We start from the raw sequence: 26,918 nt of genomic DNA, 5'->3' as shown, positions 1-26,918 counted from the left end.
AAGGAATTTAGTGTGATTATTCCAGCTCTTGATTTAATTGAAGGACAGGTGGTTCGCCTTTACCAAGGTGATTACGGACAAGTAACTGAATACAAAGTTGATCCAGCAGAGCAGTTCAACCTGTATCATCAAGCGGGTGCAAATTGGCTGCATTTGGTTGACTTAACAGGTGCAAAAGACACCTCTGCACGACAGCTTGATCTAATTGCAAAACTATTGGCAAGCACACCAGCCAACATTCAGATTGGTGGTGGGGTTCGCGTTGAACAGGACGTTGTGGATCTGTTAGAAGCAGGTGCTCAGCGTGTCGTAGTTGGCTCTACAGCCGTTAAACAGCCAGAGTTAGTAAAAGGCTGGATGGAAAAATACGGAGCAGAAAGAATCGTTCTGGCTCTCGATATCAACATCGATCAGGATGGTACACGTAAAGTTGCTATCTCTGGTTGGCAGGAAGACTCGGGCGTAACCATTGAAGCATTGATTGATGACTACCTAACCGTTGGTCTGAAGCACGTGCTATGTACGGATATTTCTCGTGACGGCACACTAGCAGGGTCAAACGTAGATCTGTACGTGGATCTTTGTAAGCAATACCCACAAGTTCAGTTTCAATCGTCAGGTGGTATCGGCTCACTGGCCGACATTGAAGCCCTGAAAGGCAGCGGAGTGGCAGGTGTCATTGTTGGCCGCGCGTTGCTTGATGGAAAGTTCACCGCAGAGGAGGCATTCACATGTTGGCAAAGCGAATAATCCCATGTCTTGATGTACGTGATGGTCAGGTGGTGAAAGGGGTACAATTTCGTAACCACGAAATCATCGGTGACATTGTTCCTCTTGCGCAGCGCTACGCGGAAGAAGGCGCTGACGAGTTAGTGTTTTACGATATTACCGCGTCTAGCGATGGTCGTGTGGTTGATAAGAGCTGGGTGAAGCGCGTAGCTGAAGTCATCGATATTCCTTTCTGCGTAGCCGGTGGCATTAAATCAGCAGAAGATGCAGCGCGTATTCTGGAGTTTGGTGCTGATAAAGTTTCGATCAACTCTCCGGCTCTCGCGAATCCACAGCTGATTACGGATCTGGCTGATAAGTTTGGTGTTCAATGTATTGTGGTTGGCATCGACTCATACTATGACAAGGACACGGGAAAATATCAGGTTTACCAGTTTACTGGTGATGAAGAGCGTACAAAAGCGACAAAATGGGAAACACGTGATTGGGTGCAAGAAGTACAAAAACGCGGCGCTGGTGAAATCGTACTGAATATGATGAACCAAGATGGCGTCCGCAACGGTTACGACATTGAGCAGCTCAATATGGTACGTGAAGTATGTAAGGTGCCTTTGATTGCTTCAGGTGGTGCGGGTGCAATGGAGCACTTTGCAGAAGCTTACCAAAAAGCGAATGTTGACGGCGCATTGGCAGCGTCAGTATTCCACAAACAAGTCATCAATATTGGCGAGTTGAAACAGTATTTAAAACAGCAAGGTATAGAGGTACGAGTATGAGTTTTGCAGCCGCCGAAGTAAGTTCGCTACAAGAGCGAATCAACTGGGAGAAGGTGGATGGTCTGGTACCTGCTATCGTCCAAGACTTCCAGTCCAGCCAAGTGCTGATGATGGGTTACATGAACCAGGACGCGCTAGTTAAAACGGGCGAAACTGGTCAGGTGACATTTTTTTCTCGCACCAAAGAGCGTTTGTGGACGAAAGGCGAAACCTCGGGCAATGTCCTTCAGTTAGTGAACATCTCACTGGATTGTGACAACGACACATTATTGGTCAAAGTGAACCCGATTGGTCCAACTTGCCACACTGGCACCACTACGTGCTGGGATGGAGACCCACAAGAAGAGTCTCAAATGGTGTGGCTTCATCAACTTGAGCAGCTATTGGCTGCCCGCAAGGACGCCGACCCAGAGTCCTCTTACACCGCCAGCCTTTATGCCCGTGGCACCAAGCGTATTTCGCAGAAAGTGGGCGAAGAAGGCGTTGAAGTCGCGCTTGCGGCAACGTCGGGTGACAAGGCGGAACTAGTGTGTGAATCGGCGGATTTAATTTATCACTTAATGGTCTTGCTGCAAGACCAAGGTCTGTCTATGAACGACGTAGTGAATAAGCTTAAAGAACGCCACAAGTAAAAATAAAAAGGACCTAGGTTTTAGAATCTAGGTCCTAGGTTTTAACGCTATGAATTGATTGAAAACAATAGGTTTTGTGCTTGTTGTTTGGGGATACAGAGCGCTTCGCTTACAGATTACGGAAGGGGTGAATATCATCAGTATTCAGTAATCTGTATTCCAAAACAGTTAATGTAGGAATCTACGTTTCTCGCTTTATTCCCAGCGTACTCTTCTAGGACCTAAAATCCTAGGATCTAACTTCTACCCACAACATTTCTTAAATTTCTTACCGCTGCCACAAATACATGGGTCATTACGGCCAACTTTCAGGCTACTTACTGGCTGGCTCAGACGAGGATCTGGTTCTTGTTCGTCTTGTGGGAAGGTTCCGTCAATGTAGTACCAGAGGCCACTCTCTTTGACAAAGCGTGAGCGCTCACTCAGGCAGTAGCGTTTACCTTCTTCATTGAAGTAGGCGTTGAATTCAACAAACCCTTCATTTTCATTGCTGCCTGCTTCAGCTTTTATTACTTCAAGTTGGCACCAGTCACTATCGATAGATTGTGCAATGCCTTCGCGCTGATCTTCAGCATGACAACTCGGGTGATAAGTCGCGACAACATAATCCACTAACCCTAAAACATGAGCACTGTAGCGTGAGCGCATTAACTGCTCTGGTGTTTCTACATTTTTGTGATTGCTATGGGCAATTTCACAACACTGTTGATAAGGGAGATTAGAGCCGCATGGGCAGGTAGAAGACATAAAAAGAAATCTCTATTTGATTAAACAGGCTCACGTCGGTGAGATAGGTAGGATTATACACCCGAACGACGTTATCAGAAGATGAAACGCTTAAGAACTTTGGGAAAGGAGTTCCTGAGCCCAGACGGTAGACTGGTTAAATGCTTCGACAAGTTGCTCTTCTGTGAGCTTTAGAGCCGTGCAATATTTCTCAACTCGCTCCCAGTTTGCTTGTTCATAAGCGATAGTCATCGACAGTAAGTAACCCAATACACCTTTGTGGCTTGTGAGCGCTAATTTGATATCGTCGTCCACAGGAATATCGTTAATCACATCGCTAAGCGGTTGGTCGAGCAGTGAATCTAGCAGCGAAAACATCCCCGTAAGGAAGGCTTGCCCCGGATCGTATTTAGTCTTCATCAGGCTCAGTAATAATTCGCACATTCGGGCGCGCTGGATTGCAAGGGTATACAGGGAATCCGGTTTGTCATCTTGGACAGAAGCGATGGCTACGAGTGAGATGAATCGTCGCAAGCGATCTTCACCCAAGTAAATCAGAGCTTGTCTGAATGACTTAATTTTGGTGGCGAGCGTATAACCGGAATTAACGTAAGTCAGTAGTTTGTATGAAAGTGAAAGATCAATAGAAAAGAGTCGTTCAACTTCATCAAAATCGATGGGCTTATCCGCAATCTCTTTACATAATTGGATAACTGCCAGAAATGAGGGTTTCAGTTGCTTTTTCTTGATCATCTCCGGTTTGCTGAAGAAGTAGCCCTGAAAGTAATTGAATCCCGCTTCTAGAGTTTGTTCAAACTCCTCATAGGTTTCCACTTTTTCTGCAAGAAAATCGATGTTGTAGTGACTAAGAGATTGAATGAAAATTGCCGCTTTTTCTATCGGCACCAAGCGAATGTCAAACTTGATAATGGATACATAAGGAAGAAATCGTTTCCAGGCTTTGGTCGGTACAAAATCATCCAAGGCTATTCTGTAACCATATTCATGCAAGTGTTTAATCGCTTTAAACAGCTCTTCAGTTGGCTCGCAATCTTCCAGAACCTCGATAACTAATGAGTCTTTTGGAAACAACGTCGGAACCAGATTTATCAGACTTTGCTGGGGGAAGTTAACGAACCCCAGCTTGTTACCTAATGTATTGTAATGCGTCGATAAAAAATGATCGGACAGCAATCGACTGGTAGCCAGCTCAGGTTCTACTTCAGGGAAGGTATTTTTTGGGCCGTCGCGAAAGAGAAGCTCATAACCAATGGTTCGCTTTTCTCTGTTTAGAATCGGCTGGCGAGCTACGTAAGAATACTTCAATTAGGTACTTCATTCTGCTTAACTGAGTCATATGATGATAACGATTTTTCGTAAAATATCTATGCTTTAAGTCCGAATATTGTAAGCTTTGGACAGGTTTTGCGTAAATTATCGCTTGAAAGGTCTTGTTTGTAGATCAAAACCATCAAAATTTACTTGTAAAACCGAACCTTGCGTATACCAATCTCCCAAAACTATCCGTTTCTTTGGCACGCCATTTATGTCAAAAATATGGGTTTTTGGACGATGGGTATGACCATGAATAATCAGGTCGACACAATGTTGAGACATTACTTTCTCTACTTCACCTTGGTTGACATCCATAATGTCCAAAGGTTTACTACTTTTGTCATCTCGAATATCAGACTGAACTTTCGCAACAATTTTTTTCTTTATAAACCAAGGGATATGATTGAAGACCCATTGCAACCAAGGTTGATGAACGGTCTTACGAAATTTCTGATAGTCCACATCGTCTGTACACAAGGTGTCTCCATGTAGGATCACCGCTTTTGTGCCATAAAGATCAATGGTGCAAACATCATCGAGAAGCGTAATACCCGTTTGTTTGCAAAAACGTTGACCTAGCAGGAAATCACGGTTGCCCTGAATAAAGAAGACGGGAATACCACTGTCGGTCAGGGCTTTAAACTCGGTACGAATTTGGTTTGCAAAAGGCGTTTTGTCGTCGTCACCGACCCAAAACTCGAAAAGATCACCTAATACATAAAGCGCATCGGCTTTTGGGGCTTCTGTGCGCATAAACGTTACAAAACACTCTGTAATGTCAGGGCGTGACGGCGTAAGGTGCAGGTCTGATATAAATAATGTTGTCATAGAAATAAGGGGAGGCGATGCCTCCCCATTCAATTAAGTGGTGGGAATAATTCGTAAGAATTACTCTTCGATTGTTGTACCAGTGATTACCACGTCTTCTAGTGGTACGTCTTGGTGCATGCCGTAAGAACCAGTGCTAACGCCCTTGATTTGGTTAACTACGTCCATACCTTCTACAACTTCACCGAATACACAGTAACCCCAACCGTCTAGGCTTTCGCTACGGAAGTCTAGGAATGTGTTGTTGTTTACGTTGATGAAGAACTGAGAGCTTGCTGAGTGCGGCTCCATAGTACGTGCCATAGCAAGAGTACCTACTTTGTTGCTAAGGCCGTTGTTTGCTTCATTTTTGATCGGTGCACGTGTTGCTTTTTCACGTAGACCTGATTCCATGCCGCCACCTTGAACCATGAAACCATCAATAACACGGTGGAATAGAGTGTTGTCGTAAAAACCGTCGCGGCAGTACTGTAGGAAGTTTGCGCTTGTTTCTGGCGCTTTCTCTTCGTTTAGTTGAATCTTGATGTCACCAAAATTAGTGTGAAGGGTGATCATGCTACTGTCCTTTACTGTGTTGTATTGAGCCCGAGATTCTAGCCTAAGTTACAACGCTTTAAAAACTCAGGAAGAAGAAATTAATCGTTTTGTGCTTGAAGTTTAGCCGATTATCGTTTTATCGGTTAATTCCTATTACCTAATAAGGTCGGAGTTGTTATACTCGGCCTTCTTGGAATCATTCACAATCATAGATAGAGATCATGTTAAAGATATATAACACACTCACAAGACAGAAAGAGGAATTCAAACCAATTACAGCCGGCAAAGTTGGCATGTATGTCTGTGGAGTTACCATCTACGATCTCTGTCACATCGGCCACGGTCGTACTTTTGTGTCTTTTGACGTTGTTTCTCGCTACCTGCGTTACTTGGGTTACGATCTAACGTTTGTTCGCAATATCACCGATATCGACGATAAGATCATTAAGCGTGCGGCAGAAAACGGTGAATCTTGTGATTCATTGACTGAGCGCCTGATTGGCGAAATGCATGCTGATTTCGATGCGCTAAATATGAAGCGCCCAGACGTTGAGCCTCGCGCTACGCAGTTCATCACAGAAATCATCGAGCTGGTTGAAAAGCTGATTGAACGTGGCTTTGCGTATGTTGCGGATAACGGCGACGTCATGTTTGAAGTAGGCAAGTTTGACGAATACGGTAAACTGTCTAAGCAAGACTTGGATCAGCTTCAGGCTGGTGCTCGTGTTGATATCGAAACAGCAAAACGTAGCCCACTAGATTTCGTACTTTGGAAAATGTCTAAGCCAGGCGAACCAACTTGGGAATCTCCATGGGGCCCTGGCCGTCCAGGTTGGCACATTGAATGTTCTGCAATGAACTCGTCAATTCTTGGTAACCACTTCGATATCCACGGCGGCGGTTCTGACCTTCAGTTCCCTCACCATGAGAATGAGATCGCTCAGTCTTGCTGTGCACACGATACTAAGTACGTGAATACTTGGATGCACAGTGGCATGGTGATGGTCGATCGCGAGAAAATGTCTAAGTCTCTGGGCAATTTCTTCACCATCCGTGACGTTCTAGGTCACTACGATGCGGAAACAGTACGCTACTTCCTGATGTCTGGTCACTACCGTAGCCAATTAAACTACAGCGAAGATAACCTAAACCAAGCGCGTGCTTCACTTGAGCGTTTATACACTTCGCTACGTGGTCTTGATTTAAAAGCAGCACCAGCTGGTGGCGAAGAGTACGTTTCTCGCTTCACTAACGCGATGAATGACGATTTCAACACGCCTGAAGCTTATTCAGTACTGTTTGATATGGCGCGTGAAGTGAACCGTCTGAAGACAGAAAGCATCGAGAAAGCAAGCGAGCTTGGCGCATTAATGCGTGAGCTTGCAGATGTTATCGGTATTCTTTATCAAGATCCTGAAGCCTTCTTGAAAGGTGACGCAGGTAATGATGATGAAGTGGCAGAAATTGAAGCGTTGATCAAACTGCGTAACGACTCTCGTGCGTCTAAAGATTGGGCAAACGCAGATATGGCTCGCGATAAGCTAACCGAAATGGGCATCGTGCTGGAAGATGGTCCAGAAGGCACAACTTGGCGTCGTAAGTAATTGAATTTTCTTTTTTAAAGGGCTGATAATTCAGCCCTTTTATTTTCTACTTCTATATTTTTAACTTCAGGTAATGCTCTGTGGCTCAGATGTATTTCTACTACTCTGCGATGAATGCGGGTAAATCAACGACTCTTCTTCAATCTTCTTTTAACTACCAAGAACGCGGTATGACGCCAGTGATATTTACGGCAGCACTTGATGACCGCTACGGTGTGGGCAAAGTAAGCTCACGAATTGGTCTACAGTCAGACGCTCATCTTTTTGGTCAGGATACCAATTTATATCAGGAGATTGCTGCTCTAAACGAGGTTGAAAAGCGACATTGTATTCTTGTTGATGAGTGCCAATTCTTAACCAAAGAGCAGGTATATCAACTAACAGAAGTGGTGGATAAGCTACATATCCCTGTGCTTTGTTACGGCCTAAGAACCGATTTTCTTGGTGAACTTTTTGAAGGCAGCAAGTACCTATTATCATGGGCAGACAAGTTGGTAGAACTTAAGACGATTTGCCACTGTGGGCGCAAAGCGAATATGGTTATTCGTACCGATGAAAATGGTGTTGCTATAAAAGAGGGCGACCAAGTCGCGATTGGCGGTAATGAACGCTATGTTTCGGTTTGTCGTCAGCATTACAAAGAAGCGTTAGGGAAATAGTCCTGATTCGCTAAACGCATACCAAAAAGCCACCAAAATCGGTGGCTTTTTTGCGATTTGGCGTTATTCAATTATGCGAAGTTAAAACCGAAACGTTGCAGTAATGCCTGATAAGACGACTCGACATTTTCCGGAATGACTTGCTCAGTCTGAAAACCTTTTTCAGGGTAGGTTTTGACGCGAGAATAGTCTTCCATCAGTGCTTCTAACACCATCATCAACGGCATATCTTCATTAATGTACTCGAAGAACGGATGTGCAGTGGAGCTCACTTGAAGTTGAGAATAGGGCGATTGCCATTGTTTCTCGAACGTAGCGATGGCTCGACGCTCCATAAATGGTTTTTGCACCAAAATCACTGAGTCACACAAAATACCGCTGTTTTCGAGTAGCTGATGAGTAAAGCGTATGTTTTCACCACTATTTGTTGATTGGGTTTCTAACAATATTGCATCGCCAGGGACACCTGCCGCTTGCGCGATTTCTGCGAAAGTTTCAGCTTCACTTTTGTCAAACAAACCATCTGTAAATCGCCCTTTACCGCCAGAGAACACAATGAGTGGTGCAAGTTTCTGCTGATAAAGCTTTGCAGCATGTTCTGCGACACGAAGGTCATTACTGCACATGACTAATAAGCAATCCGCTGGTTTTAGCTGATGCTTAAGTTGCATGTAATCCCAGAGTGTTTCGATATGTTGATAAAGCTTCATAGTGCATCCAGCGTTGAGTTAAATTGAAATTGATAACCGAGAGATACGAGCTTATCTGCGACAATGCGCTTATCGGCATCTTCTGTCACTGGAGGAAGATAAAGCTCCGCGCCACTCTTAGTGATTGCAGCCTGATAGAATTCGGCTTTGCTGACGGTATTGGGTGTTGTCACGTTAACAATTTCATTATCAATGTGTTCCAGTGCAAATTTTGCAGCGGCAACCGCGTCTTTTTGATGAAGCATGTTTGCAGGGGCCTTGCGGCTTACTTGTTTGAGTCGCGCAGCAAAGCGAGCCGGGTTTCTGTCCGGGCCAATCAACCCGCTACATCTTAAAATGGCATAGTGAATACCAGAGTCGATGACAGACTGCTCCGCCTGCAACATGATCTGCGCGTTTTCAGAAAAATGAGGATGGTTTTGTGCCAGTTTCAACGAGGCGCAATCTTCATTCATGTCAGAGGGCAAATTAGGGTAGACCGTCGTGGAACTGATCATCACTAACTTTTCGATCTCTTGCTGCTTTGCGGTTTCAACTAAGGTTGCCCATTGCTGAGCATACTCTTGACCACCACCTTTTCTAAATCCTGGGGGAAACGCACCGACGATGTGCTTGATTTGATACCGCTGGATAAGCTCTGGCAATTTTATTTCTGCGTGTGGTTGAGTGAGATCGAGGATCTCAGCGTTCATGAGTGTCGATGGTAATTCATCCAACCTTTCCTGGCTGCGGCGAGTCACTACAACAGTCTGTCCTTCGTCTACTAACGCTTGGGCGAGTGGTGTACCTAGCCAGCCTGCACCTACAATCAATGTGTTTGCCATATGTCTCTTCCCGACTAAATTAAAATTGTTAAACAGAGTTATGCGCGTTGTATTGTTCACTGAAGCAAGGGAGGGGATACCTTATCAGGCGTCTAATCTGGTATCGATGTACGTTATTGATTGCAATAGTCAAACTTCAGTGTATTAGAAATAAGTGTAAACCTATTGGCAAAATATGTGAATGCCATCAATGATGATGGCACTTTATAGGAGGAAAGGTGATTGATATTTGTACGGTCAAGCTGGCGATGTTACGGTTTCAGACCGCTTTTGACGGCTTGAACGCTAATCATGCAGCCATTTACGTTTAGATTAGCTTGCTGCTAGTACTCGTAAGATTTTTTCTGCGTGTTCTGCGACCTCGATACCTTCGTCAGTTAAATAGCCACCATCAGGCTGTGTGCAGAGTTTTTTCTCATACAGACGAGCAATGGCAGTTTGCGTTTCTTCGGACGCATCTTTGTGAACTTTAATGCCCGTTGCCGCGCTGCTTAAATCGAACTGAAGAAGTAGATTCAATTCGGCCATGTGTTCCGCTGAATATTTCATAAATAATTCCTTTGCGCTTTTTTATCCAAGCTAGTCTCAAAAACCAACTAGAGCAACACAAAACCGCGAGAAGTGTTAACTGTATTGCTATCAGGCTGATATAACGTGGGATTTTTGTTCGAAAGAAAATATTCTTGTCACATATCAATGACAGTAAAAATTTGCCATTTTAGTGTCCCAGATTTGGTGATAAACATCCCGCAAACAATATTTTTAGTTAACACTACAAATACCCCTTGAAAAAGTGTGAAAATCGCGCGATTATCGCCGCCTCCTTAATTGTTTCTAAATGTTACGCCACCATGAATTTCAATCAGTTTGACTCATTATTACCGCCGCAAGCTGCTGAACGCGCTGCCGAAGTTGGTGTAGGTAAAGCGACTAAAGCACCTGTTAAATCCTTTTTACTTGCCATCTCCGCAGGGCTTCATATTGGTATTGCATTCATTTTCTATACTACCGTAACAACGGGTGCAGGCGACTTACCTTGGGGCATGACGCGTTTAATTGGTGGTCTTGCGTTTAGTCTTGGATTGATCCTTGTTGTGGTCACAGGCGGTGAGCTTTTCACCAGCTCGGTGTTGACACTGGTAGCGCGCGCCAGTGGAAAAATTTCCTGGAAGGCGTTAGTTAAAAACTGGTTTGTAGTTTACTTTGGTAACATGGCTGGTGCCGCTATGCTGGTGGCTTGTATGCTGGTCAGCAAGCAGTATATGTTTGATGGCGGGCAGGTCGGCTTAAATGCCATGGCTATTTCCCAGCATAAATTACATCACGGTTTCTTCGCGGCAGTCGCCCTAGGCATTATGTGTAACGTTTTAGTGTGTATTGCTGTCTGGATGACATTCAGTGGACGCACCTTAACCGATAAGATTGCGGTAATGATCCTACCCGTTGCCATGTTTGTGTCAGCAGGTTTTGAGCACTGTATTGCGAACATGTTCCAGGTTCCAATGGCGATTGGGATTAAATACTTTGCTCCAGAAGCGTTCTGGCAAATGACTGGCGCAGATATTGCGAATTACGCGGATTTGAACATGACAGGCTTCATTCTCAACAACCTGATCCCTGTTACGTTAGGGAATATTATCGGTGGCGGTGTGTTTGTCGGTATGTGGTATTGGATGATTTACCTGCGTGATGAAGACAAGCACCTGAGATAATCAGTGATCTTTTCCATTTCAGATTAGTAAAAAGGCGAGCTCAAATGGCTCGCCTTTCTCTTGTCTGCTGTCTTGCATCTGCTCGCTTTAAACCTATGCAGCTATACCAACTCTTCGTTAATCCCAAACTCGATCGGCACCCAGTGTGACGTCATTTCATTTGGTACCTGAACCAGCCACTCCAGCGGCGTGTCAGACAACAATTCATCATACTTTTCAGAGACCATTAATACATCCATGATAGTTGCTCCTTTATGCTACTCCCTGCACTCTAAAACTAGAGCATTTCAGCCAAGTGATCAATTTATGACCGTTACGTTTCGGAAAAACCTTTTTCCAGACAACCTGTTATGTTTCTGATTGCGTATGTTTTTTCATTGCTTATCCACATTTTCTGTGGATAACCTGTCTTAAAGATCGTGTGTATCTATCTGACTGTAGAAAATATTATAAAATTAAACGGTTATATGCGAGTAAGTCGAGCTTATTTTGTAGAACTTTTTTGCTCAATTTTTACTCTAATCCGGCCTTCTTTGGTTTGCACGCTGCTCAATGTCATTTCTAGGGTGATAACCACAGATATATTTAACATGACGAAAATCGCTAACATGATCACCAATTGATACTTTATCGCGACCAGAGGGCTTGCTCCTCCTAAGATCTGCCCTGTCATCATCCCTGGAAGCGTGACAAGGCCAGTTGCAGTCATTGACGCTAAGATTGGGGCCATGGATTTTCTTAGCGCCTCTTGAACAAAGGGAAATGAAGCGTATTTAGGAGATGCACCAAGTGAAATAGCGGCTTCGTACTCTGTCTTACGTTCTTCAAAGGCGGTAAAGAGGTTTTGTAGCGCGATGATGTTGCTGCTTAAGCTATTACCTAACAACATACCAGCCAGAGGAATCATGTATTGGGCACTATAAAGAGGTGTCGGTTTAACTAAACCTACCGTCAAGGCAATCAGAAGCGGGCATAGACCGCAAACAAGCCCTGTGATTAAGGGCAGCATCAATGGTTTTTTAGGTAAGTGAGCTTTACCCGCAATCGTGCTTGCGCCAACCACAATCATGACAGCTATCCATAGCACGTTGATCAGTAAACTATTTAGGTGGAAGAGGTACTCTAAGTAAACGCCTATCAGGATCAGCTGCACTGTCATACGAAGAACACTGATCGTAGTGTCTTTCGCAATTCCCAATTTGTAGCGATAGTTAATTGCCAGTGGGATGAGCAAAATCAAGCTGAATAACGCCAGTTTTATCCAGCTAATATCTACTACGCTGTCCATCAATTCTCCTAAGTTCTCGTCTTTACCCTTTCTATATTAACTCATATTTTTCGAATGATTTTAAATGCGAGTTAAAGCCTCCTTTATAAGTCATTTCTTATCAATTTGTTTACATTATTTGGTTTTTCTTCGCTATGAAAATACATTTTTCCCGTAATGTTTAACGTGAAAATGTTATTTGTGTTTTTATATTGTTACCAATTTAACGTTTATTTAAAAGACTTATTTTTTCATATCTGTTCATGTTTTTTAATAAATAATATCAATCCCACACATCTCCGTTCGAACTCAAAAAAGTGTTGAATAACAAGGGTTGAAGGGCGTTATTTGATTGAACCCTACTATTAATATGGACTAACATTTTCGGTTATAAATTGTAAAAAACTTAAGCTCTATTTCCTGAGCTTTTCAATAACACTAAATACAAAGTAGGCAAATGTATGAAAGATGTTAATAATATTGAGTGCGGTGAAAAACGCTCCCTTGAATGGAAGTCGTTTTTCTTTATCGCGGTTGTTCTCTTTCCAATTTTAAGTGTGGGTTTCGTTGGCGGTTACGGATTCATCGTATGGATGTTGCAGGTGTTCTTCTTTGGACCTCCTGGTGCGCACGGTATGTAAGCCGTTGAGCTCATAACCACACTTTTGAAAAGATTTTAAGAGAGCAAATAATGAAATCATTAATCATTAAACTGTGGCGTACGATGACACGCCCTGCCGTGCATATCAGCCTTGGTGTGCTAACTATGGGTGGCTTTATCGCAGGCGTTATTTTCTGGGGTGGCTTCAACACAGCGTTAGAAGCGACCAACACGGAAGAGTTCTGTATCAGCTGTCACACCATGCGCGATAACGTTTATGTTGAACTGCAAGACACGGTTCACTGGAAAAACCACTCTGGTGTACGTGCGACTTGTCCTGACTGTCACGTGCCACATAACTGGACAGATAAAATCGCTCGTAAGATGCAGGCTTCTAAAGAAGTGTTTGCACAAGTATTTGGTAACTACGATGAAGAAGGGGTGTTTGAAGAGCGCCGTATCGAGTTAGCCAAACATGAATGGGATCGTTTTTCTGCGAACAAATCTCTTGAATGTAAAAACTGCCATAACTACGACTCGATGGACTTCGACCAGATGTCTCCGACCGCGCGTATTCAAATGAAACAAGCCGCAGAGAAAGATCAAAGCTGTGTAGATTGCCACAAAGGCATTGCGCACAACTTGCCTGCTGGTATGGATAGCATCGGCGGTATTGTCGGCGATCTGGAACAAATGACTTCAAACACGGATTACGCAGTAGGTCAGCAGCTAGTCAGCATTCGTCATCTTCCACTTTACTTTGATGAGCAAGGCACCAAAGAAGCGGGTCTTCTGAACCCGGCATCGACCGTAAAAGTGATCGAAGAAAAAGGCGACTTTGTTGAAATCGAAATCGATGGCTGGCGTAAAGCGAAAGGCTTTGGTCGCGTAATCCAAGAAGATTTCGGTAAGAACATTGCGACTGCATCTCTGCTTAAAGAAGCGTCTACCGACAGCAACATGGTAACGACAGGTGAAAAACGTGTTGACGAACTCACTGGTCTCCCATGGGAAAAAGTGACAGCAAAAGCTTGGTTGAAGAAAGAGTCGGCGTTGAACGATATCAATCCAGTATGGGAAAAATCTCGTGAAGCGTACAAAACCAACTGTTCAGTATGTCACACGCAACCTGCTGAAGCGCACTTCGACGCGAACACCTGGCCAGGTATGTTCGACGGTATGTTAGCGTTCGTGAACCTGGATACGGACAGCGAAGCGCTTATCTTGAAATATCTACAGAAGCACTCTTCAGATTATGCTGAAGGCCACCACTAATAAGCGTCGGATTGGAGAATTTTAAATGGCTATTACACGAAGAAGTTTTCTTAAAGGCGTAGCAACGACAAGTGCCGCGTCAGTTATCGGTCCAAGCTTATTAGCGTCAGCTTCTGCAAAAGCCGCGGAATCGACTGGTACCTGGAAAGTGACGGGCTCGCACTGGGGCGCATTCCGCGCTCATATCTACGCGGGTAAGGTTCAGGAGATCAAACCACTAGAGCTTGATAAGAACCCGACAGAGATGCTGAACGGCATCAAGGGCATCATTTACAGCCCATCGCGTGTTCGTTACCCAATGGTTCGTCTGGATTGGCTGAAAAAGCACAAGTACAGCGCAGATACTCGCGGCAACAACCGTTTTATCCGTGTAACGTGGGATGAAGCGCTGGATCTGTTCTACCGTGAGTTAGAGCGTGTACAGAAAGAATACGGTCCTTGGGCGCTACACGCTGGCCAAACTGGCTGGAACCAAACGGGTGCGTTCAACAACTGTACGGCGCACATGCAACGTGCGGTAGGCATGCATGGTAACTTCATCACAAAAGTTGGCGACTACTCGACGGGGGCGGGCCAAACCATCATGCCTTACGTACTCGGTTCAACAGAAGTTTATGCACAAGGTACCTCTTGGTCTGAAATCCTAGAGAACTCAGACAACATTGTTCTGTGGGCAAACGATCCAGTGAAAAACCTTCAGGTAGGTTGGAACTGTGAAACGCACGAATCTTTCAAGTATCTAGAACAGCTAAAAGAGAAAGTCGCGAAAGGTGAGATCAACGTTTTGTCTGTTGACCCGGTGAAGAACAAAACTCAGCGCTACCTAGAGAACGATCACCTGTACATCAACCCGATGACCGACGTAGCGTTCATGCTGGCTGTTGCACACGTGCTGTACAACGAAGAGCTATACGATAAGAAATTCATTGAGACCTACTGTTTAGGCTTTGAAGAGTTCATTCAATACGTTCAGGGTCAAACCAAAGATAAGACGGAAAAGACTCCAGAGTGGGCTGCAGCTATCTGTGGTGTGAAAGCGGACAAGATTCGCGAATTCGCCCGCATGTTGGTTAATGGTCGTACACAAATCTTAATGGGCTGGTGTATTCAGCGTCAGGAACACGGCGAGCAACCATATTGGGCGGCTGCGGTTGTTGCTGCGATGGTAGGTCAGATTGGCCTGCCAGGCGGCGGTATCTCTTATGGTCACCACTACTCAAGTATCGGTGTTCCATCAACGGGTTTCGCAGGCCCTGGTGGCTTCCCGCGTAACCTTGATCAGGGTATGAAGCCGAAGTGGGATAACAATGATTTCAACGGCTACAGCCGTACTATCCCGGTAGCGCGTTGGATCGATGCTATTCTGGAGCCAGGTAAAGAGATCAATTACAACGGCGGCAAAGTTAAACTGCCAGATTTCAAAATGATGGTTATCTCGGGTTGTAACCCATGGCACCATCACCAAGATCGCAATCGCATGAAGAAAGCGTTCAAGAAGCTACAAACGGTTGTGACCATTGAGTTTGCGTGGACGGCAACTTGTCGCTTCTCAGATATCGTATTACCAGCTTGTACTCAGTGGGAGCGTAACGATATCGACGTTTATGGGTCATACTCAAGCCGTGGTTTGGTGGCGATGCACCGTTTGGTGGATCCACTGTTCCAATCTAAACCTGACTTCCAGATCATGAGTGAACTGACACAACGCTTTGGCCGCCGTGAAGAGTACACCCGTGGTATGAGTGAGATGGAATGGATCGAAAGCCTGTACAACGATTGTAAGAAAGCCAATGAAGGTAAATTCGAAATGCCAGAGTTCAACGAATTCTGGGAGAAGAGTGTACTGGACTTTGGTGAAGGCAAACCTTGGGTTCGTCACGCGGATTTCCGTAAAGACCCAGAGTTGAATCCACTGGGTACGCCATCTGGTTTCATCGAGATTACCTCTCGTAAGATCGGTCGTTACGGTTACGAGCATTGTCAAGAGCACCCAATGTGGTTCGAAAAATCAGAACGTTCACACGGTGGTCCGGGTTCAGACAAATACCCATTCTGGTTGCAGTCTTGTCACCCTGATAAGCGCTTGCACTCACAAATGTGTGAATCTGAAGAGTTCCGCGCCACTTACGCGGTGCAAGGTCGTGAGCCTGTTTACATCAACCCGGTTGATGCAAAAGCAAAAGGCATTAAAGATGGTGACCTGGTGCGTGTATTTAACGGTCGTGGTCAGCTTTTGGCGGGTGCGGTTCTGACCGACAGTTACCCACGTGGCGTTGTTCGTATCGAAGAAGGTGCCTGGTATGGTCCTCTCAACGAGAAAGAAGGCGCTATCTGTACGTATGGTGACCCTAATACGCTAACGCAAGACATCGGTTCGTCTGAGCTTGCACAGGCTACTTCTGCGAACACTTGTATCGTCGACTTTGAGAAGTTCACAGGTAAAGTGCCGCCGGTCACATCATTCGGTGGCCCAATCGAAGTTGCTTAATACAAGCACAAGTTTAAAACGCAATACCAGCCTTCGGGCTGGTATTTTTTTAGCAGAATTTTGGGGAGCGTTATCTCAATAATTATGTTTCACTAAGAGCTAAGGTGTATTCGTGAGGCAACTAACGATTTACGCTTCTAAACCGTAGGATAATGGTAACCGTACCTAACGGTTCATATTGAACCAAGTCTCTTGGGTATAAAGATAATAATAACTAAGTAGATCTAATATGACTCAAACCTTTCAGTTCGCTAATCGCATAGAAATTACCGTCGTTGATAACGACCTGCACGCCGATGTCATCGGCAATCAAGTACACTTTTCTTTTGCTGGTATCCACCAGAAGACCTTTACTGATCGCGAAGTGCTCTTTGAAGTCCCATTTTTATATGAACATGGCGCTCGCGTGATCGGAGACGGTTTTCAGATGCTGGCACAAACCTCAGGGACCATCAGCCAGCCCATTGATGTTGGTCGTTGTCCTGATAACAATCCGAGTTATCGGATCTATTCTCAAGATGAACCCAAGCGTTACTACAACTACTTAGTGGTTGAAGACTCTGATGGCTATACGTTATTTGGCTTTACCAGTTGCCGTCGCTTCGCTGGCTATTTTGATGTGCGATTGCATGAAGATCAGTGGACTCTGGCTGCGGCTATTGATGGCGAGCATACACAAGTGACCGACTGGGAAAGTAATGCTTTGGAGTCTGTTACCGTGCTGAGCGGAACATCATTGTCAGCACTTTACCAACAATACAGCAAGATGATTACAGACAATCATCCGGTACGTAACGGTGTCACACAACGTGCTCCTGTAGGTTGGTGCTCGTGGTACGCCTATTACGCTGACGTGACAGAAACGAACATTTTGCAAAATGTAGAGTGTATGAGCGATAAGCTGGCGGATCTGGAGTGGGTGTTACTTGACGATGGCTATCAGGCGTTCATGGGGGACTGGCTCACGCCTTCCGATAAGTTTTCTGGTGGTGTAAAAGAGTTAATTCAGAACATTCGTTCTAAGGGGAAAAAGCCAGCGATTTGGATGGCGCCATTTATTGCTCAACCAGAGTCGGAAGTGTTCAAACAACACCCTGACTGGTTTGTGCGTCATCATGATGGCAGTTTAATGAAAGCAGAGGATGTCACCTACGGAGGCTGGCGATGCACACCGTGGTATATTCTCGATACTTCTCTTCCAGAAGTCCAAGATCACCTTTCCCATGTGGTGTCTGTCATGCGTGAAGAGTGGGGCGTCGAACTGTTTAAGCTGGATGCAAACTATTGGGGTACTCTCAAGGGAAAACGCAGTCAATCTGGAGTGACAGGTGTAGAAGCGTACCGAATGGGAATGGAAGCGATAGCGAAAGGGGCGGGTGACGCTTGGCTGCTGGGTTGTAATGCGCCAATGTGGCCTTCACTGGGGCTGGTGGATGCGATGCGTGTTTCCGATGACGTTGAACGTCATAGTCATCGCTTCGAACAGATCGCAAAAGAAACATTTTACCGCAGTTGGCAGCACCGGAAGCTTTGGCAGATTGACCCAGACTGCGCAACGTTTACCTCGTTACCAAATCAAGCGGCTTCGCGTGAGGACTACGAATTTCATCGTACTGTACTTTTGGCTTGTGGCGGCTTGTTACTTTCTGGCGATCCACTGCCAGAGATTACCCCATTTGCGAGCAAAACGTTGTCGAAACTTATGTTGCGCCAGCGTCGCAGCCAAGAGTCTGCCATCTTTTCGTCATTGAATTTAAATCACGCATTTTTGAAGCTAACATCGAAAAATGATCTGCATTGTTTGTTTAACTTCTCAAATCAAGACGCAACGGAGTTTACGCTGACTTCGGACAAGCCTGTCGACTGGTATGATTTCTGGACGGGAGAAAAGCTGAATCAAGACCCTTGTCAGATGTTTTTAGTCAGCCTGGATAAGGGCTTGAATGCAAAAGCCATCGTAACAGTATAGTGTTATGAATTAAGCGCAGAAAAGAGCCTCAAATGAGGCTCTTTTTCCATTTTGAAGCGGTTAAAGCTCAAATAAAAAGTAGTAACCGTAACCAACAATAAATGCAGGAATCGATGAGTAAATAGTCGCAACAAGTGCCGCTTTTGGGGCCATTGCAATAGCCGGGAAAAGGGCATCACCATCGTTTGAAATTGCATTGGCTATTTGCGCTGAAAATGGTGCAGCACCGGAAAGATACAAACTTGTCACTAAAATCTGAGGCCCACACCCTGGAAGCGTGCCAATTGCCAGCCCGGCCAATGGCATCCAGATCCCCCAATCCGAGAGAGAACCGGCTATATCCAACCCCGAAAAGTACGTCGTAAACTCAAAAGCGAGGAAGGCAATGATCACCCACGCGCTGACGAAGTTAGTATCTTGCGCTGCTTTTTGAATCGGATGGGAGTCGGTGATTTTGGCATCTTCGGATACCGTCGATTGGTAACAGCCCAGCTCTTTGGTCATTGCCCAAAGTGACATCGTCATCACCGAGAAAGTCGCCCCAATCCATTCAATGGTATTTGATGGCAAGTTAAGCAACTTGTTGATATCCAGTTGGAAAGACATCATCAGTGCGATAACACTGGTCGGCAATAGCAGCCATTTCCAGAATGTGCCTTGTAAATTGATCGCCTTTTGTTCTTGTTCGTTATAGCGCTCGCTCTGGCTTTGCGTATCAAAAGATTCATTTGGATCTATTTTATGGACAGGGCGTAAAAAATCTTCTTTATGAAAAGCATTTACAACCAGCCCGGAAATCGTGCCGACGACGATGCCCGTAACAACTACGCCCAACCCAACCATGGGTTTAGCCGCGAGTAGTAAAAAAGCCGCGTCACCCATTGTTGATGTCAGTACAGCGACAATGGCGCCAAAACCAACTCGTCCACTGATAAACTGAGTCGTCACAACAATTGCACCGCCACATCCGGGCAAGGCACCAAGCAGCGCAGCGAAAAATACCTGATGAGTTTGAGAGTGACGGTAGAGCTCGGTAAATCGATTCGGTTTCGATAATAAGTGGGAAAGGTAATGATAAATCACCAGAGTCGCACAGACATAACACGATACTGCCCAAAAGGAGTCGGACAGTGTTGTAACCGCGACATCACGAGTGTGTTCATTAATCAACAACGCGAGCATAAAGACAGGAATAAGTAGGCGTTTATACGCTAGGCGGAACTGAGTTGGCCGAAGCAAGTGCTGGGCTGAATGCAAAAATCTCGTCGCGTTCATTCTGGGCTCAAATGCAAATGGGAATAATTATCATTATATATAAATGAGATTTATTCGCAACAGAGTTATGCACTTTTCTTCGTGTCAAAGTCCGACAAATCAGGTAAAGTACGGGCCTTTGTGAGCAAACAGCTTCCAAGGCACAAGATGCCATTATCAGGAAGCGTATCAAATTGACTTGAATAGGAAGAGACATGATTCTAGTTGTAGGTCATAAGAACCCAGACAGTGATAGTATTTGTAGTGCACTCGTTGCAACTGAACTTCTTACGGCGCGTGGTGTTGAAGCAATGCCAATTCGTCAGGGCGAAATCAACCGTGAAACTCAGCACATCCTTGAAGTAGCTGGCGCAGAAGTTCCAGAACTTCGCACTTCAGTAGCGGGTGAAACTGTTTGGCTAGTAGACTACTCAGATCTAGCGCAAGCACCAGACGACATCGCTGAAGCTGAAATTGCGGGTATCGTTGACCACCACCGTCTAGGTGACGTGATGACAGTAAACCCAATGGAAGCATGGATCTGGCCTGTTGGTTGTACTAACACGGTACTATTCAACATGTTCAAGATTGAAGGTCACGAGATCAAGCCTCAAACCGCTAAGCTAATGATGTCAGCAATCCTATCTGACACAGTGGGCTTCGCTTCTCCAACTTGTACTCAAAAAGACAAAGATGCCGTTGCAGAGCTAGCTGCAATCGCAGACGTACAAGACGTTGACGCATTCACGAAAGATCTTCTGATCGCGAAAACAAACATCGAAGGTCTGTCAGCAGCTGAGCTAGTTGAAAAAGACCTGAAAGGTTACCCATTCAACGGTCGTGACGTAGTAGTAGGTCAGGTTGAGCTTGCAACACTAGAGCAAGTTGACGGTATGATCGAAGCACTAGAAGCAGACCTAGAATCTCGTTGTGAGAAAGATAACCTAGCTTTCGCTGCTGTGATGCTAACAGACATCACTACTGCTCAAACTCGTCTTCTATACAAAGGTGAGTGGGCAGAGAAGCTAGTTAAGCATGAAGACAACGGCATGCTAATGATGGAAAATACTCTAAGCCGTAAGAAGCAAGGTTGGCCTTGGCTTCAAACTGAATTAGCGTAATTTTCACATTACCAGCTTATAATTGAAATGCCCGCCGATAGGTGGGCATTTTTCTATGGGAAACAGGAGACCAACATGTCCGAGGCATTGACCCAAGAGCAAATGGATACGATCAATCGTTATAATGAAGAACAACGGTTGAAGTACTGCGTAAAAGAGATCGTCGAGAATCGCAAGGTATGGATTCTAAAAGATGAACACGGTTGCGTGATGCTGAATACAGAAGATGACGATTGTGTCCCAGTATGGCCGAACGAAGAGTTTGCTCAGCAATGGGCGACAGGTGAATGGGAAAATTGCGAACCAGAAGCCATCTCACTTAATAAGTGGCACAGCCGCTGGACTGTGGGACTAGAAGATGACGAGCTTTCGGTTGTGGTATTCCCAAATCAGAACGAAGAGGGTGTTGTTCTGTTTCCGGATGAGTTTGATTTCGAACTTCGTAAACTCGCGGGTCGACGATAGTTAAATTCAACGATCATTGACCAGCCCAAGAATTAATAAAGCCTGCACATAATGCAGGCTTTTTCGTTACATAGAGTGGTTGGGCGCTTTGTAGAAGTGACTTTCAACCAATCGTTGAGTAATTGGGTGCTCAGGGTGGGTAAGAACCTGTTGAGTATCACCACATTCCACCACTTCGCCTTCATGCATGACCATGACTTTATCGGTAATGTGTTTGACGATACCAATGTGCTGCGACACATAAACGAAAGACAAGCCCATCTCTTCTTGTAGTTCTAAGAATAAATTCAGAATCTGCGAGCGCATAGCCATATCGAGACCGTTTAGTGCTTCATCAGCAACGATAATCGATGGCTGAAGTATCAAAGCGCGTGCCAGACAGACACGCTGCTTTTGTCCAGCAGCCAGCATCTGCGGATAAAAATAGGCATGTTCGGGCAGCAAGCCAACTCGACGAAGGGTTTCTTTAACGCGTTTCATACGCGCATCCGGCGGCATATTGGTGTTTCGCTTGAGCGGACCTTCTAATATGCGACCGATTTGAATGCGAGGGTTGAGAGAGGTATTCGGATCTTGAAAAATCATACGAATCAGCTTGCAGCGTGTCGCATAATCTTTATGTTCCAAACGTTCACCATTTACGCGAATTTCGCCAGAACTTGGTGCTACAACCCCAGCCAGCATACGAGCCAGTGTCGACTTACCAGAGCCATTTTGCCCAATAAAGCCAATGGTCTGTCCCGGTTCAAGAGTGAAGCTGACAGGCTTTACAGCTACAGTCGTTTCACGTTTAAAAAAACCTGAGCGCGTGACAAACTGCTTCGACAAATTATCGACTTCAAGTAGCGCACTCATGACTTTTTCTCCGTATTGAGTGGAAAGTGACAGTTGAACTTATGATTCTTGATTCGCCGGGTGTGCGGGATTTCAACACATTGCTTTTGCGCATAAGGGCAACGCGGACCTAATCGACAACCAATTGGCAAATGCTGCAAAGGTGGAATTGAGCCAGGTAGAGATTGGAGTTTCTGTTTGTGTGGTACCCAATCGTTAAAGTCGGGCATCGCTTTTAGCAGAGCATCTGTGTAAGGGTGCTTGGGTGCTGCAATTATCTTACGTGTGTCAGCAGACTCAACAGACTGACCACAATACATCACGGTAATGCGGTTTGCCCACTGTGTGATAGTGGTTAGGTCATGGCCAATAAGCAAAATCGTTGTGTTGTTGAGCTGATTCATCCGGCTCAACAGACGCAAGATCTGCGACTGAGTGATTGGGTCAAGGTCATTGGTCGGTTCGTCTGCGATCAGCAATTTAGGCTTAGTGGCAATCGCCATGGCAATCATGATTTTTTGACACTCACCGTCCGTGAGCTCGTAAGGGTAGCTGCCCATTATCCGCTTGTGATCTTTGATGCCAACTTTATGGAGTAGGGCAATGGCTTGTTTTTTACGCCACTTAAATCGCTCCCACCATTTACCATCAAAAGATCGAGAAGGGATCGATTCAATCAGTTGGCGGCCGACTTCCTCTGAAGGATCCAGACAGGTCGAAGGCTCCTGAAAAATCATCGCAATATCTCGTGCGATAACTTTACGCCGTTCCTTAGGAGTAAGCTGCAGGAGATCGATATTTCCCAAGCGCATTCGGTCTGCGGTGATTCGCCAAGTATCTTTGCTAACGCCAACAATGGCTTTAGCAACCAGACTTTTTCCTGAGCCGGATTCACCTACTAAGCCGCGAATTTCACCTTCGTTTAACGTTAGGCTCATTCTGTCTACAGCTCGCACCATTCCCTGAGGTGTTTCAATTTCAATGGTCAAATGACGAATGTCTAATAACGGCATTATTCGATCCCCGCATTAAGCGATCGGCGTACCCCTTCACCTACTAAGTTTAGGGTAATGACAGTAAACATGATAGTGAGGCCTGGTAGGGTTACCGTCCACGGTGCGATGTAAATAAGTTCGACTGAATCGCCCAAAATAGCGCCCCATTCAGTACTTGGTGCTTGTGCTCCCAAACCCAGAAAGCCCAACGCGGTGATATCTAAAATCGCAGTAGAAAGCGCGAGCGTAAACTCTGCGGCGATGACGGTAAGCACGTTAGGCAGTATCGAGCTCCAAAGTAGATAGAAATCATTTGCACCATCCAGACGTGCCGCCATGATGTAGTCTTTTTCCACCTCAGTGTGAACCGCGATGTAAACCGAGCGAATAAAACGCGGAATGAGCGCCAAACAAATCGCCAGCAAGATATTGAACTCGCCGAACCCCAGAAATGCCACAAAAATGATCGCTAATAGTAGCGAGGGAATGGACATTACTGTGTCGAGCAGGTGGTTCAAGGTACTGGACAGCAGACCTTTAGTCATGCCGGCCAATACACCAATCAGGCAACCGATGATGGCTGCCGTGACTGTTATACCCACTGCTGCACCAAACGTGAGCTGAGACCCGATGATAAGACGTGACAGAATATCGCGTCCCAAGTCGTCCGTTCCTAAAAAGTAATCGACAGAACCTGATGGTGACCAAGAAGGTGGCACAAGCAGCTCGCCAGATTGAGCCTGAGGGTCAAAAGGGGCAATTAACGGCGCAAATAGGGTGATTAATACAATGAAAGTGAGACACCATAAGCCAAACATTGCCAAACCGTTAGCGCGGTAACTGCGCCAGAATCGTTCGAACTGAGTTGGAATGTGTTCTTCCTGATAAACGTTATTTGTTAGCATACCATTCCTTTCTCACCAGAGGGTTAATCATGGCACCAATCAAATCCGATAGGATATTGGCGGTCAGAACCAGTGTTGCAAGCACCATAACGCCTGCCTGAATAGAGGCATAATCTTGGTTTGCCAGCGCATCTAATAGCCAGCGGCCAATACCTGGCCAGTTGAAAACAGACTCGGTAATGATCGCAAGGGTGATCATGCTTGATAGTTGAACGCCGACTTTTGGGACGATGGGTGGAATCGCGTTGCGTAGTACGTGCTGTGTGATGATCTCTCGGTTGGAAAGACCTTTAATTCGAGCGGCACGAATGTAATTTTGACTCATTACTTCGGCAACCGACGAACGCATTAAACCAATAACTTGCGTCGTTGGCGCGAGTGCCAATACCAAACAAGGCAGTACCATATGCTCAATAACACTTTGCAATGCATGGGCACGATACTCGCCCTTTGCCATAAAGGCATCGACGATCGCAAAGCCGGTGATATGATCGATTTCATACAGCAGGTCATAGCGGCCAGCCACCGGGAAAAATTGATACTCGAGTGAAAACACCATGATAAGTAGCAACGCCACCCAAAAAATTGGCGCGGAATACCCGGACATGGCTAAAAACGAGATACTGGTATCTAACACTTTTCCCTGTTTCATCCCCGCCAGAGTTCCTAATGGAATCCCAATAAACAGCGAAACCAGAAAAGCAAAAAAGCACAGCTCTAACGTTGCCGGGAACACGATGGCTAACTCATCGAAAATGGCATTGCCACTCTTGCTGTAGCCGAAATCAAGCTGTGACAGGTTAACAAGATAACTTTGCCAACCCGACCAAAACTCAACTTGTGCCCAATGCGATAGAGGATCGAGACGCAGCAGAGAGAAGCCCACCAAAGTGAGGATCATCAATGTGATGAAAAATAGGTTAAAGCGTCGAATGGTATACAAAAACATCAGTGAACTCTCTCAACTCTATCAAATGGTTGTGCATTGAAAGGGCTTGATTTGAAGCCTGTCAGCGATTTGTCGCGAACACGGAATTGCACACCATGCGCTAGTGGAATAACAGGGAATTGCTCATTCAATATGTTTTGCGCCTGACGGTAGAGGTTCAAACGGTATCGTGGTTCCTGCGTCTCTATCGCTAAATCCAGTAGGAAATCGAAATCATCGTTACACCACATCGAAACGTTCAGGCCAACTCGGTCAGACTCACATGACAATAACGGTCGGAAGAAGTTATCTGGGTCACCCGTATCACCTATCCACCCCGTAAGCAGCAAATCAAGATTGTCTAGATTATCCAAATCGACACGTTCAAACCTATCATCTGTCAACAAGGTTAAATCCACACCAATATCGGCAAAGTTAGCTTGTATCAACTCTGCCGTTTTACGAGGACTTGGGTTGAACGCGCGAGGTTCTAGCGGCACCCACATGGTGAGCGCTAAGCCTTCTTGATAGCCAGCCTCACGAAGAAGCGCGAGAGCGTAGTTTCTGTCGTAGCGTATTTTGACACTATCTTTTTGATAAGCCCATGAGTTTGGCGGGAGCAAGGTGTAGGCCTGAGAACCTGTTCCGTAATAGACGGAATCCAATATGTTTTGTCGGTTTATCGCAAGGTTAAGCGCTTGACGAACGCGAGGATCAGTCAGCGCAGGGTTGCCAGTATTAATGGCGATGAAAGAGACGTTGTTTGCTGGTGTCGCTTTCAATTCCAGATTTTCATTTTCCTGAATGACTGGTATCTGGCTTGAAATTGGCGAAGACAACACATCGCATTCATTTCTCAGTAATTTTGCCAGTGTGCCGGTTCCACGGTGAGAAATATCAAAAACCACCTGTTCCATTTTTGCAGGAGAATTCCAGTATTGAGCATGACGTTCTAAGCGAATTAAATCATTCACCTGAAACTCTTTTAGCTGGAATGGGCCTGTACCAATGGGAAATTGATCGATCTGCTCTTTATGATCTTTAGCCGCGAGTTGTTGTCCGTACTCAGCCGATAGCAATACTGCGTGGCTGGTGGCAATGTTGGCCAGAAAAGAGAAGTTTGGCTTTGAAAGCTTAAACATGACGGTGTCATTGTCGATAGCAATGACATCTTGCAGCAAGTTCTTGAAGTCCAGACCGGCAAACCATGGATACAAACCACCGCCCACTTGATGGAAAGGGTGGTTGTCATCAATGATTCGTTTGAAGCTAAACACGACGTCTTGCGAATTCAGTGCTCTGCTGGGTGTAAACCAAGATGTCGACTGAAATTGAACACCATGCTTGAGCTTAAACGTGTATTCAGTTCCATCTGCATTTACTGACCAGCTTTGTGCAATATTGGCAACCGGCTTATGGGATGTAGGATCGAGCGTAAGCAACGTATCATACAACTGAGGGCTCAATGCTTCAGCAGTAATACCACTATCAACCAATTGTGGGTTAAATGTTGTTGGCTTACCTTGCCCACAAAACACAAATCCTGTTTGGCGAATATCATTGTGGTCGATCTCATCGCCACAGGCGGTGAGTAAGCTAATCCCGATAAGGCTCAGCGATAATCTTATAAAAGCATTCATAATATGAAATGTTCATTGGATCTTGCTTGTTTCATCGAAGTTACTCATCTGGCGTTACAAGCGAAAATGATCCCGCTAATTTAACACCTTTGTGAACTCGCTCC

27 protein-coding genes are annotated in these 26,918 nt (G+C 45.4%); 12 read left to right on the top strand and 15 right to left on the bottom strand.

Annotated elements, in window-relative coordinates:
• Positions 1-12: 12 nt before the first annotated feature.
• From hisA to hisIE, 3 genes are read left to right on the top strand one after another with little or no spacing between them, the layout of a single operon-like run.
• Positions 13-750, top strand: coding sequence for a 1-(5-phosphoribosyl)-5-[(5-phosphoribosylamino)methylideneamino]imidazole-4-carboxamide isomerase (hisA, locus tag L9Q40_RS13000; protein ID WP_498793538.1), 738 nt, complete (start codon positions 13-15; stop codon positions 748-750).
• The gene (gene hisF, locus L9Q40_RS12995; RefSeq protein ID WP_014231492.1) at positions 732-1,505 is read left to right on the top strand and encodes an imidazole glycerol phosphate synthase subunit HisF; all 774 of its coding nucleotides are present in this window, start codon (positions 732-734) and stop codon (positions 1,503-1,505) included. The genes hisA and hisF overlap by 19 nt, the downstream gene beginning before the upstream one ends.
• Positions 1,502-2,137, top strand: coding sequence for a bifunctional phosphoribosyl-AMP cyclohydrolase/phosphoribosyl-ATP diphosphatase HisIE (gene hisIE / locus L9Q40_RS12990; RefSeq protein ID WP_014231493.1), 636 nt, complete (start codon positions 1,502-1,504; stop codon positions 2,135-2,137). The genes hisF and hisIE overlap by 4 nt, the downstream gene beginning before the upstream one ends.
• A 243-nt stretch (positions 2,138-2,380) precedes the next feature.
• Here hisIE and L9Q40_RS12985 read toward each other — a convergent pair whose 3' ends face one another.
• The 4 genes from L9Q40_RS12985 to L9Q40_RS12970 form a co-directional block, all read right to left on the bottom strand.
• Positions 2,381-2,884, bottom strand: a complete 504-nt coding sequence (locus tag L9Q40_RS12985; RefSeq protein WP_329345864.1) for a YchJ family protein — start codon at positions 2,882-2,884, stop codon at positions 2,381-2,383.
• Positions 2,885-2,974: 90 nt separating this feature from the next.
• Positions 2,975-4,189 (bottom strand): EAL and HDOD domain-containing protein, encoded by a 1,215-nt coding sequence (locus L9Q40_RS12980; protein ID WP_498793537.1) that lies wholly within the window; start codon positions 4,187-4,189, stop codon positions 2,975-2,977.
• A 108-nt stretch (positions 4,190-4,297) separates the two neighbouring features.
• On the bottom strand, positions 4,298-5,026 hold the full coding sequence (lpxH, locus tag L9Q40_RS12975) for a UDP-2,3-diacylglucosamine diphosphatase (protein WP_498793536.1): 729 nt from the start codon (positions 5,024-5,026) through the stop codon (positions 4,298-4,300).
• Positions 5,027-5,086: 60 nt separating this feature from the next.
• The gene (locus tag L9Q40_RS12970; protein ID WP_020332956.1) at positions 5,087-5,581 is read right to left on the bottom strand and encodes a peptidylprolyl isomerase; all 495 of its coding nucleotides are present in this window, start codon (positions 5,579-5,581) and stop codon (positions 5,087-5,089) included.
• A 203-nt stretch (positions 5,582-5,784) separates the two neighbouring features.
• Here L9Q40_RS12970 and cysS point away from each other — a divergent pair, with 203 nt between their 5' ends.
• Positions 5,785-7,167 (top strand): cysteine--tRNA ligase, encoded by a 1,383-nt coding sequence (gene cysS / locus L9Q40_RS12965; protein WP_065296655.1) that lies wholly within the window; start codon positions 5,785-5,787, stop codon positions 7,165-7,167.
• 80 nt (positions 7,168-7,247) lie between these two features.
• The gene (locus tag L9Q40_RS12960; protein ID WP_118118179.1) at positions 7,248-7,826 is read left to right on the top strand and encodes a thymidine kinase; all 579 of its coding nucleotides are present in this window, start codon (positions 7,248-7,250) and stop codon (positions 7,824-7,826) included.
• Between the two features lie 71 nt (positions 7,827-7,897).
• Here L9Q40_RS12960 and L9Q40_RS12955 read toward each other — a convergent pair whose 3' ends face one another.
• The 3 genes from L9Q40_RS12955 to L9Q40_RS12945 form a co-directional block, all read right to left on the bottom strand.
• Positions 7,898-8,536 (bottom strand): YdcF family protein, encoded by a 639-nt coding sequence (locus L9Q40_RS12955; protein ID WP_065299456.1) that lies wholly within the window; start codon positions 8,534-8,536, stop codon positions 7,898-7,900.
• Positions 8,533-9,360 carry an NAD-dependent epimerase/dehydratase family protein gene (locus L9Q40_RS12950; protein ID WP_498793535.1) on the bottom strand — a complete coding sequence of 276 codons (828 nt, stop codon included), beginning with the start codon at positions 9,358-9,360 and terminating at the stop codon, positions 8,533-8,535. The genes L9Q40_RS12955 and L9Q40_RS12950 overlap by 4 nt, the downstream gene beginning before the upstream one ends.
• Positions 9,361-9,672: 312 nt before the next feature.
• Entirely contained in the window at positions 9,673-9,909 is a 237-nt protein-coding gene (locus L9Q40_RS12945) for a TIGR02647 family protein (RefSeq protein WP_014231502.1), read from the bottom strand.
• Between the two features lie 302 nt (positions 9,910-10,211).
• Here L9Q40_RS12945 and focA point away from each other — a divergent pair, with 302 nt between their 5' ends.
• Complete coding sequence (focA, locus tag L9Q40_RS12940; protein WP_014231503.1) at positions 10,212-11,072, top strand: formate transporter FocA; 861 nt, start codon at positions 10,212-10,214, stop codon at positions 11,070-11,072.
• A gap of 101 nt (positions 11,073-11,173) precedes the next feature.
• Here focA and L9Q40_RS12935 read toward each other — a convergent pair whose 3' ends face one another.
• Positions 11,174-11,311, bottom strand: a complete 138-nt coding sequence (locus L9Q40_RS12935) for a hypothetical protein (RefSeq protein WP_014231504.1) — start codon at positions 11,309-11,311, stop codon at positions 11,174-11,176.
• A gap of 245 nt (positions 11,312-11,556) precedes the next feature.
• Complete coding sequence (locus L9Q40_RS12930) at positions 11,557-12,360, bottom strand: ABC transporter permease (protein WP_498793534.1); 804 nt, start codon at positions 12,358-12,360, stop codon at positions 11,557-11,559.
• Positions 12,361-12,800: 440 nt separating this feature from the next.
• Between L9Q40_RS12930 and torE the strand changes: the two genes are divergently transcribed.
• The 4 genes from torE to L9Q40_RS12910 all read left to right on the top strand — a co-directional run bounded on the left by torE (position 12,801) and on the right by L9Q40_RS12910 (position 18,672).
• Positions 12,801-12,980, top strand: a complete 180-nt coding sequence (gene torE, locus L9Q40_RS12925; protein ID WP_014231506.1) for a trimethylamine N-oxide reductase system protein TorE — start codon at positions 12,801-12,803, stop codon at positions 12,978-12,980.
• A 50-nt stretch (positions 12,981-13,030) separates the two neighbouring features.
• Positions 13,031-14,215 carry a pentaheme c-type cytochrome TorC gene (torC, locus tag L9Q40_RS12920; protein ID WP_020332960.1) on the top strand — a complete coding sequence of 395 codons (1,185 nt, stop codon included), beginning with the start codon at positions 13,031-13,033 and terminating at the stop codon, positions 14,213-14,215.
• Between the two features lie 25 nt (positions 14,216-14,240).
• Positions 14,241-16,703, top strand: a complete 2,463-nt coding sequence (gene torA / locus L9Q40_RS12915; RefSeq protein ID WP_329352466.1) for a trimethylamine-N-oxide reductase TorA — start codon at positions 14,241-14,243, stop codon at positions 16,701-16,703.
• A gap of 229 nt (positions 16,704-16,932) precedes the next feature.
• Positions 16,933-18,672, top strand: coding sequence for a glycoside hydrolase family 36 protein (locus tag L9Q40_RS12910; protein WP_498793532.1), 1,740 nt, complete (start codon positions 16,933-16,935; stop codon positions 18,670-18,672).
• 60 nt (positions 18,673-18,732) lie between these two features.
• On the opposite strand, the gene L9Q40_RS12905 is transcribed toward L9Q40_RS12910, so the two are convergent.
• Positions 18,733-19,947, bottom strand: a complete 1,215-nt coding sequence (locus L9Q40_RS12905; RefSeq protein ID WP_498793531.1) for a putative manganese transporter — start codon at positions 19,945-19,947, stop codon at positions 18,733-18,735.
• Between the two features lie 194 nt (positions 19,948-20,141).
• On the opposite strand from L9Q40_RS12905, the gene L9Q40_RS12900 reads away from it, so the two are divergent.
• Positions 20,142-21,047 (top strand): manganese-dependent inorganic pyrophosphatase, encoded by a 906-nt coding sequence (locus tag L9Q40_RS12900; protein WP_498793530.1) that lies wholly within the window; start codon positions 20,142-20,144, stop codon positions 21,045-21,047.
• A 75-nt stretch (positions 21,048-21,122) separates the two neighbouring features.
• The gene (locus L9Q40_RS12895; protein WP_498793528.1) at positions 21,123-21,512 is read left to right on the top strand and encodes a DUF2750 domain-containing protein; all 390 of its coding nucleotides are present in this window, start codon (positions 21,123-21,125) and stop codon (positions 21,510-21,512) included.
• A gap of 66 nt (positions 21,513-21,578) precedes the next feature.
• Here L9Q40_RS12895 and L9Q40_RS12890 read toward each other — a convergent pair whose 3' ends face one another.
• Genes L9Q40_RS12890 through L9Q40_RS12870 form a run of 5 tightly spaced genes read right to left on the bottom strand, consistent with a single transcriptional unit; the run spans position 21,579 to position 26,814 of the window.
• Positions 21,579-22,367, bottom strand: a complete 789-nt coding sequence (locus L9Q40_RS12890) for a peptide ABC transporter ATP-binding protein (RefSeq protein WP_264902001.1) — start codon at positions 22,365-22,367, stop codon at positions 21,579-21,581.
• A complete protein-coding gene (locus L9Q40_RS12885; protein ID WP_014231514.1) occupies positions 22,364-23,359 on the bottom strand; it encodes a peptide ABC transporter ATP-binding protein in 996 nt (331 codons plus the stop codon). Before L9Q40_RS12885 ends, L9Q40_RS12890 begins: the two co-directional genes overlap by 4 nt.
• Positions 23,359-24,246: an ABC transporter permease subunit gene (locus L9Q40_RS12880; protein WP_014231515.1), complete on the bottom strand. Its 888-nt coding sequence runs from the start codon at positions 24,244-24,246 to the stop codon at positions 23,359-23,361. The genes L9Q40_RS12885 and L9Q40_RS12880 overlap by 1 nt, the downstream gene beginning before the upstream one ends.
• Positions 24,233-25,195, bottom strand: coding sequence for an ABC transporter permease (locus L9Q40_RS12875; RefSeq protein WP_065296661.1), 963 nt, complete (start codon positions 25,193-25,195; stop codon positions 24,233-24,235). Before L9Q40_RS12875 ends, L9Q40_RS12880 begins: the two co-directional genes overlap by 14 nt.
• Positions 25,195-26,814 (bottom strand): ABC transporter substrate-binding protein, encoded by a 1,620-nt coding sequence (locus L9Q40_RS12870; RefSeq protein ID WP_498793526.1) that lies wholly within the window; start codon positions 26,812-26,814, stop codon positions 25,195-25,197. The genes L9Q40_RS12875 and L9Q40_RS12870 overlap by 1 nt, the downstream gene beginning before the upstream one ends.
• Positions 26,815-26,918 lie beyond the last annotated feature (104 nt).

The organism is Allocatenococcus thiocycli, assembly GCF_921292965.1.
Lineage (GTDB): Bacteria > Pseudomonadota > Gammaproteobacteria > Enterobacterales > Vibrionaceae > Vibrio > Vibrio natriegens.
This window is presented reverse-complemented; position numbering and strand designations above follow the sequence as displayed.

What these genes read in the sequence shown, in the direction of transcription:
- hisF (WP_014231492.1), top strand. Translation starts at nt 732, where the DNA reads ATGTTGGCAAAGCGAATAATCCCATGTCTTGATGTACGTGATGGTCAG.
- hisIE (WP_014231493.1), top strand. Translation starts at nt 1,502, where the DNA reads ATGAGTTTTGCAGCCGCCGAAGTAAGTTCGCTACAAGAGCGAATCAAC.
- L9Q40_RS12985 (WP_329345864.1), bottom strand. Translation starts at nt 2,884, where the DNA reads ATGTCTTCTACCTGCCCATGCGGCTCTAATCTCCCTTATCAACAGTGT.
- lpxH (WP_498793536.1), bottom strand. Translation starts at nt 5,026, where the DNA reads ATGACAACATTATTTATATCAGACCTGCACCTTACGCCGTCACGCCCT.
- L9Q40_RS12970 (WP_020332956.1), bottom strand. Translation starts at nt 5,581, where the DNA reads ATGATCACCCTTCACACTAATTTTGGTGACATCAAGATTCAACTAAAC.
- cysS (WP_065296655.1), top strand. Translation starts at nt 5,785, where the DNA reads ATGTTAAAGATATATAACACACTCACAAGACAGAAAGAGGAATTCAAA.
- L9Q40_RS12955 (WP_065299456.1), bottom strand. Translation starts at nt 8,536, where the DNA reads ATGAAGCTTTATCAACATATCGAAACACTCTGGGATTACATGCAACTT.
- L9Q40_RS12950 (WP_498793535.1), bottom strand. Translation starts at nt 9,360, where the DNA reads ATGGCAAACACATTGATTGTAGGTGCAGGCTGGCTAGGTACACCACTC.
- L9Q40_RS12945 (WP_014231502.1), bottom strand. Translation starts at nt 9,909, where the DNA reads ATGAAATATTCAGCGGAACACATGGCCGAATTGAATCTACTTCTTCAG.
- focA (WP_014231503.1), top strand. Translation starts at nt 10,212, where the DNA reads ATGAATTTCAATCAGTTTGACTCATTATTACCGCCGCAAGCTGCTGAA.
- L9Q40_RS12935 (WP_014231504.1), bottom strand. Translation starts at nt 11,311, where the DNA reads ATGGATGTATTAATGGTCTCTGAAAAGTATGATGAATTGTTGTCTGAC.
- L9Q40_RS12930 (WP_498793534.1), bottom strand. Translation starts at nt 12,360, where the DNA reads ATGGACAGCGTAGTAGATATTAGCTGGATAAAACTGGCGTTATTCAGC.
- torE (WP_014231506.1), top strand. Translation starts at nt 12,801, where the DNA reads ATGAAAGATGTTAATAATATTGAGTGCGGTGAAAAACGCTCCCTTGAA.
- torC (WP_020332960.1), top strand. Translation starts at nt 13,031, where the DNA reads ATGAAATCATTAATCATTAAACTGTGGCGTACGATGACACGCCCTGCC.
- torA (WP_329352466.1), top strand. Translation starts at nt 14,241, where the DNA reads ATGGCTATTACACGAAGAAGTTTTCTTAAAGGCGTAGCAACGACAAGT.
- L9Q40_RS12910 (WP_498793532.1), top strand. Translation starts at nt 16,933, where the DNA reads ATGACTCAAACCTTTCAGTTCGCTAATCGCATAGAAATTACCGTCGTT.
- L9Q40_RS12905 (WP_498793531.1), bottom strand. Translation starts at nt 19,947, where the DNA reads ATGAACGCGACGAGATTTTTGCATTCAGCCCAGCACTTGCTTCGGCCA.
- L9Q40_RS12900 (WP_498793530.1), top strand. Translation starts at nt 20,142, where the DNA reads ATGATTCTAGTTGTAGGTCATAAGAACCCAGACAGTGATAGTATTTGT.
- L9Q40_RS12895 (WP_498793528.1), top strand. Translation starts at nt 21,123, where the DNA reads ATGTCCGAGGCATTGACCCAAGAGCAAATGGATACGATCAATCGTTAT.
- L9Q40_RS12890 (WP_264902001.1), bottom strand. Translation starts at nt 22,367, where the DNA reads ATGAGTGCGCTACTTGAAGTCGATAATTTGTCGAAGCAGTTTGTCACG.
- L9Q40_RS12885 (WP_014231514.1), bottom strand. Translation starts at nt 23,359, where the DNA reads ATGCCGTTATTAGACATTCGTCATTTGACCATTGAAATTGAAACACCT.
- L9Q40_RS12880 (WP_014231515.1), bottom strand. Translation starts at nt 24,246, where the DNA reads ATGCTAACAAATAACGTTTATCAGGAAGAACACATTCCAACTCAGTTC.
- L9Q40_RS12875 (WP_065296661.1), bottom strand. Translation starts at nt 25,195, where the DNA reads ATGTTTTTGTATACCATTCGACGCTTTAACCTATTTTTCATCACATTG.
- L9Q40_RS12870 (WP_498793526.1), bottom strand. Translation starts at nt 26,814, where the DNA reads ATGAATGCTTTTATAAGATTATCGCTGAGCCTTATCGGGATTAGCTTA.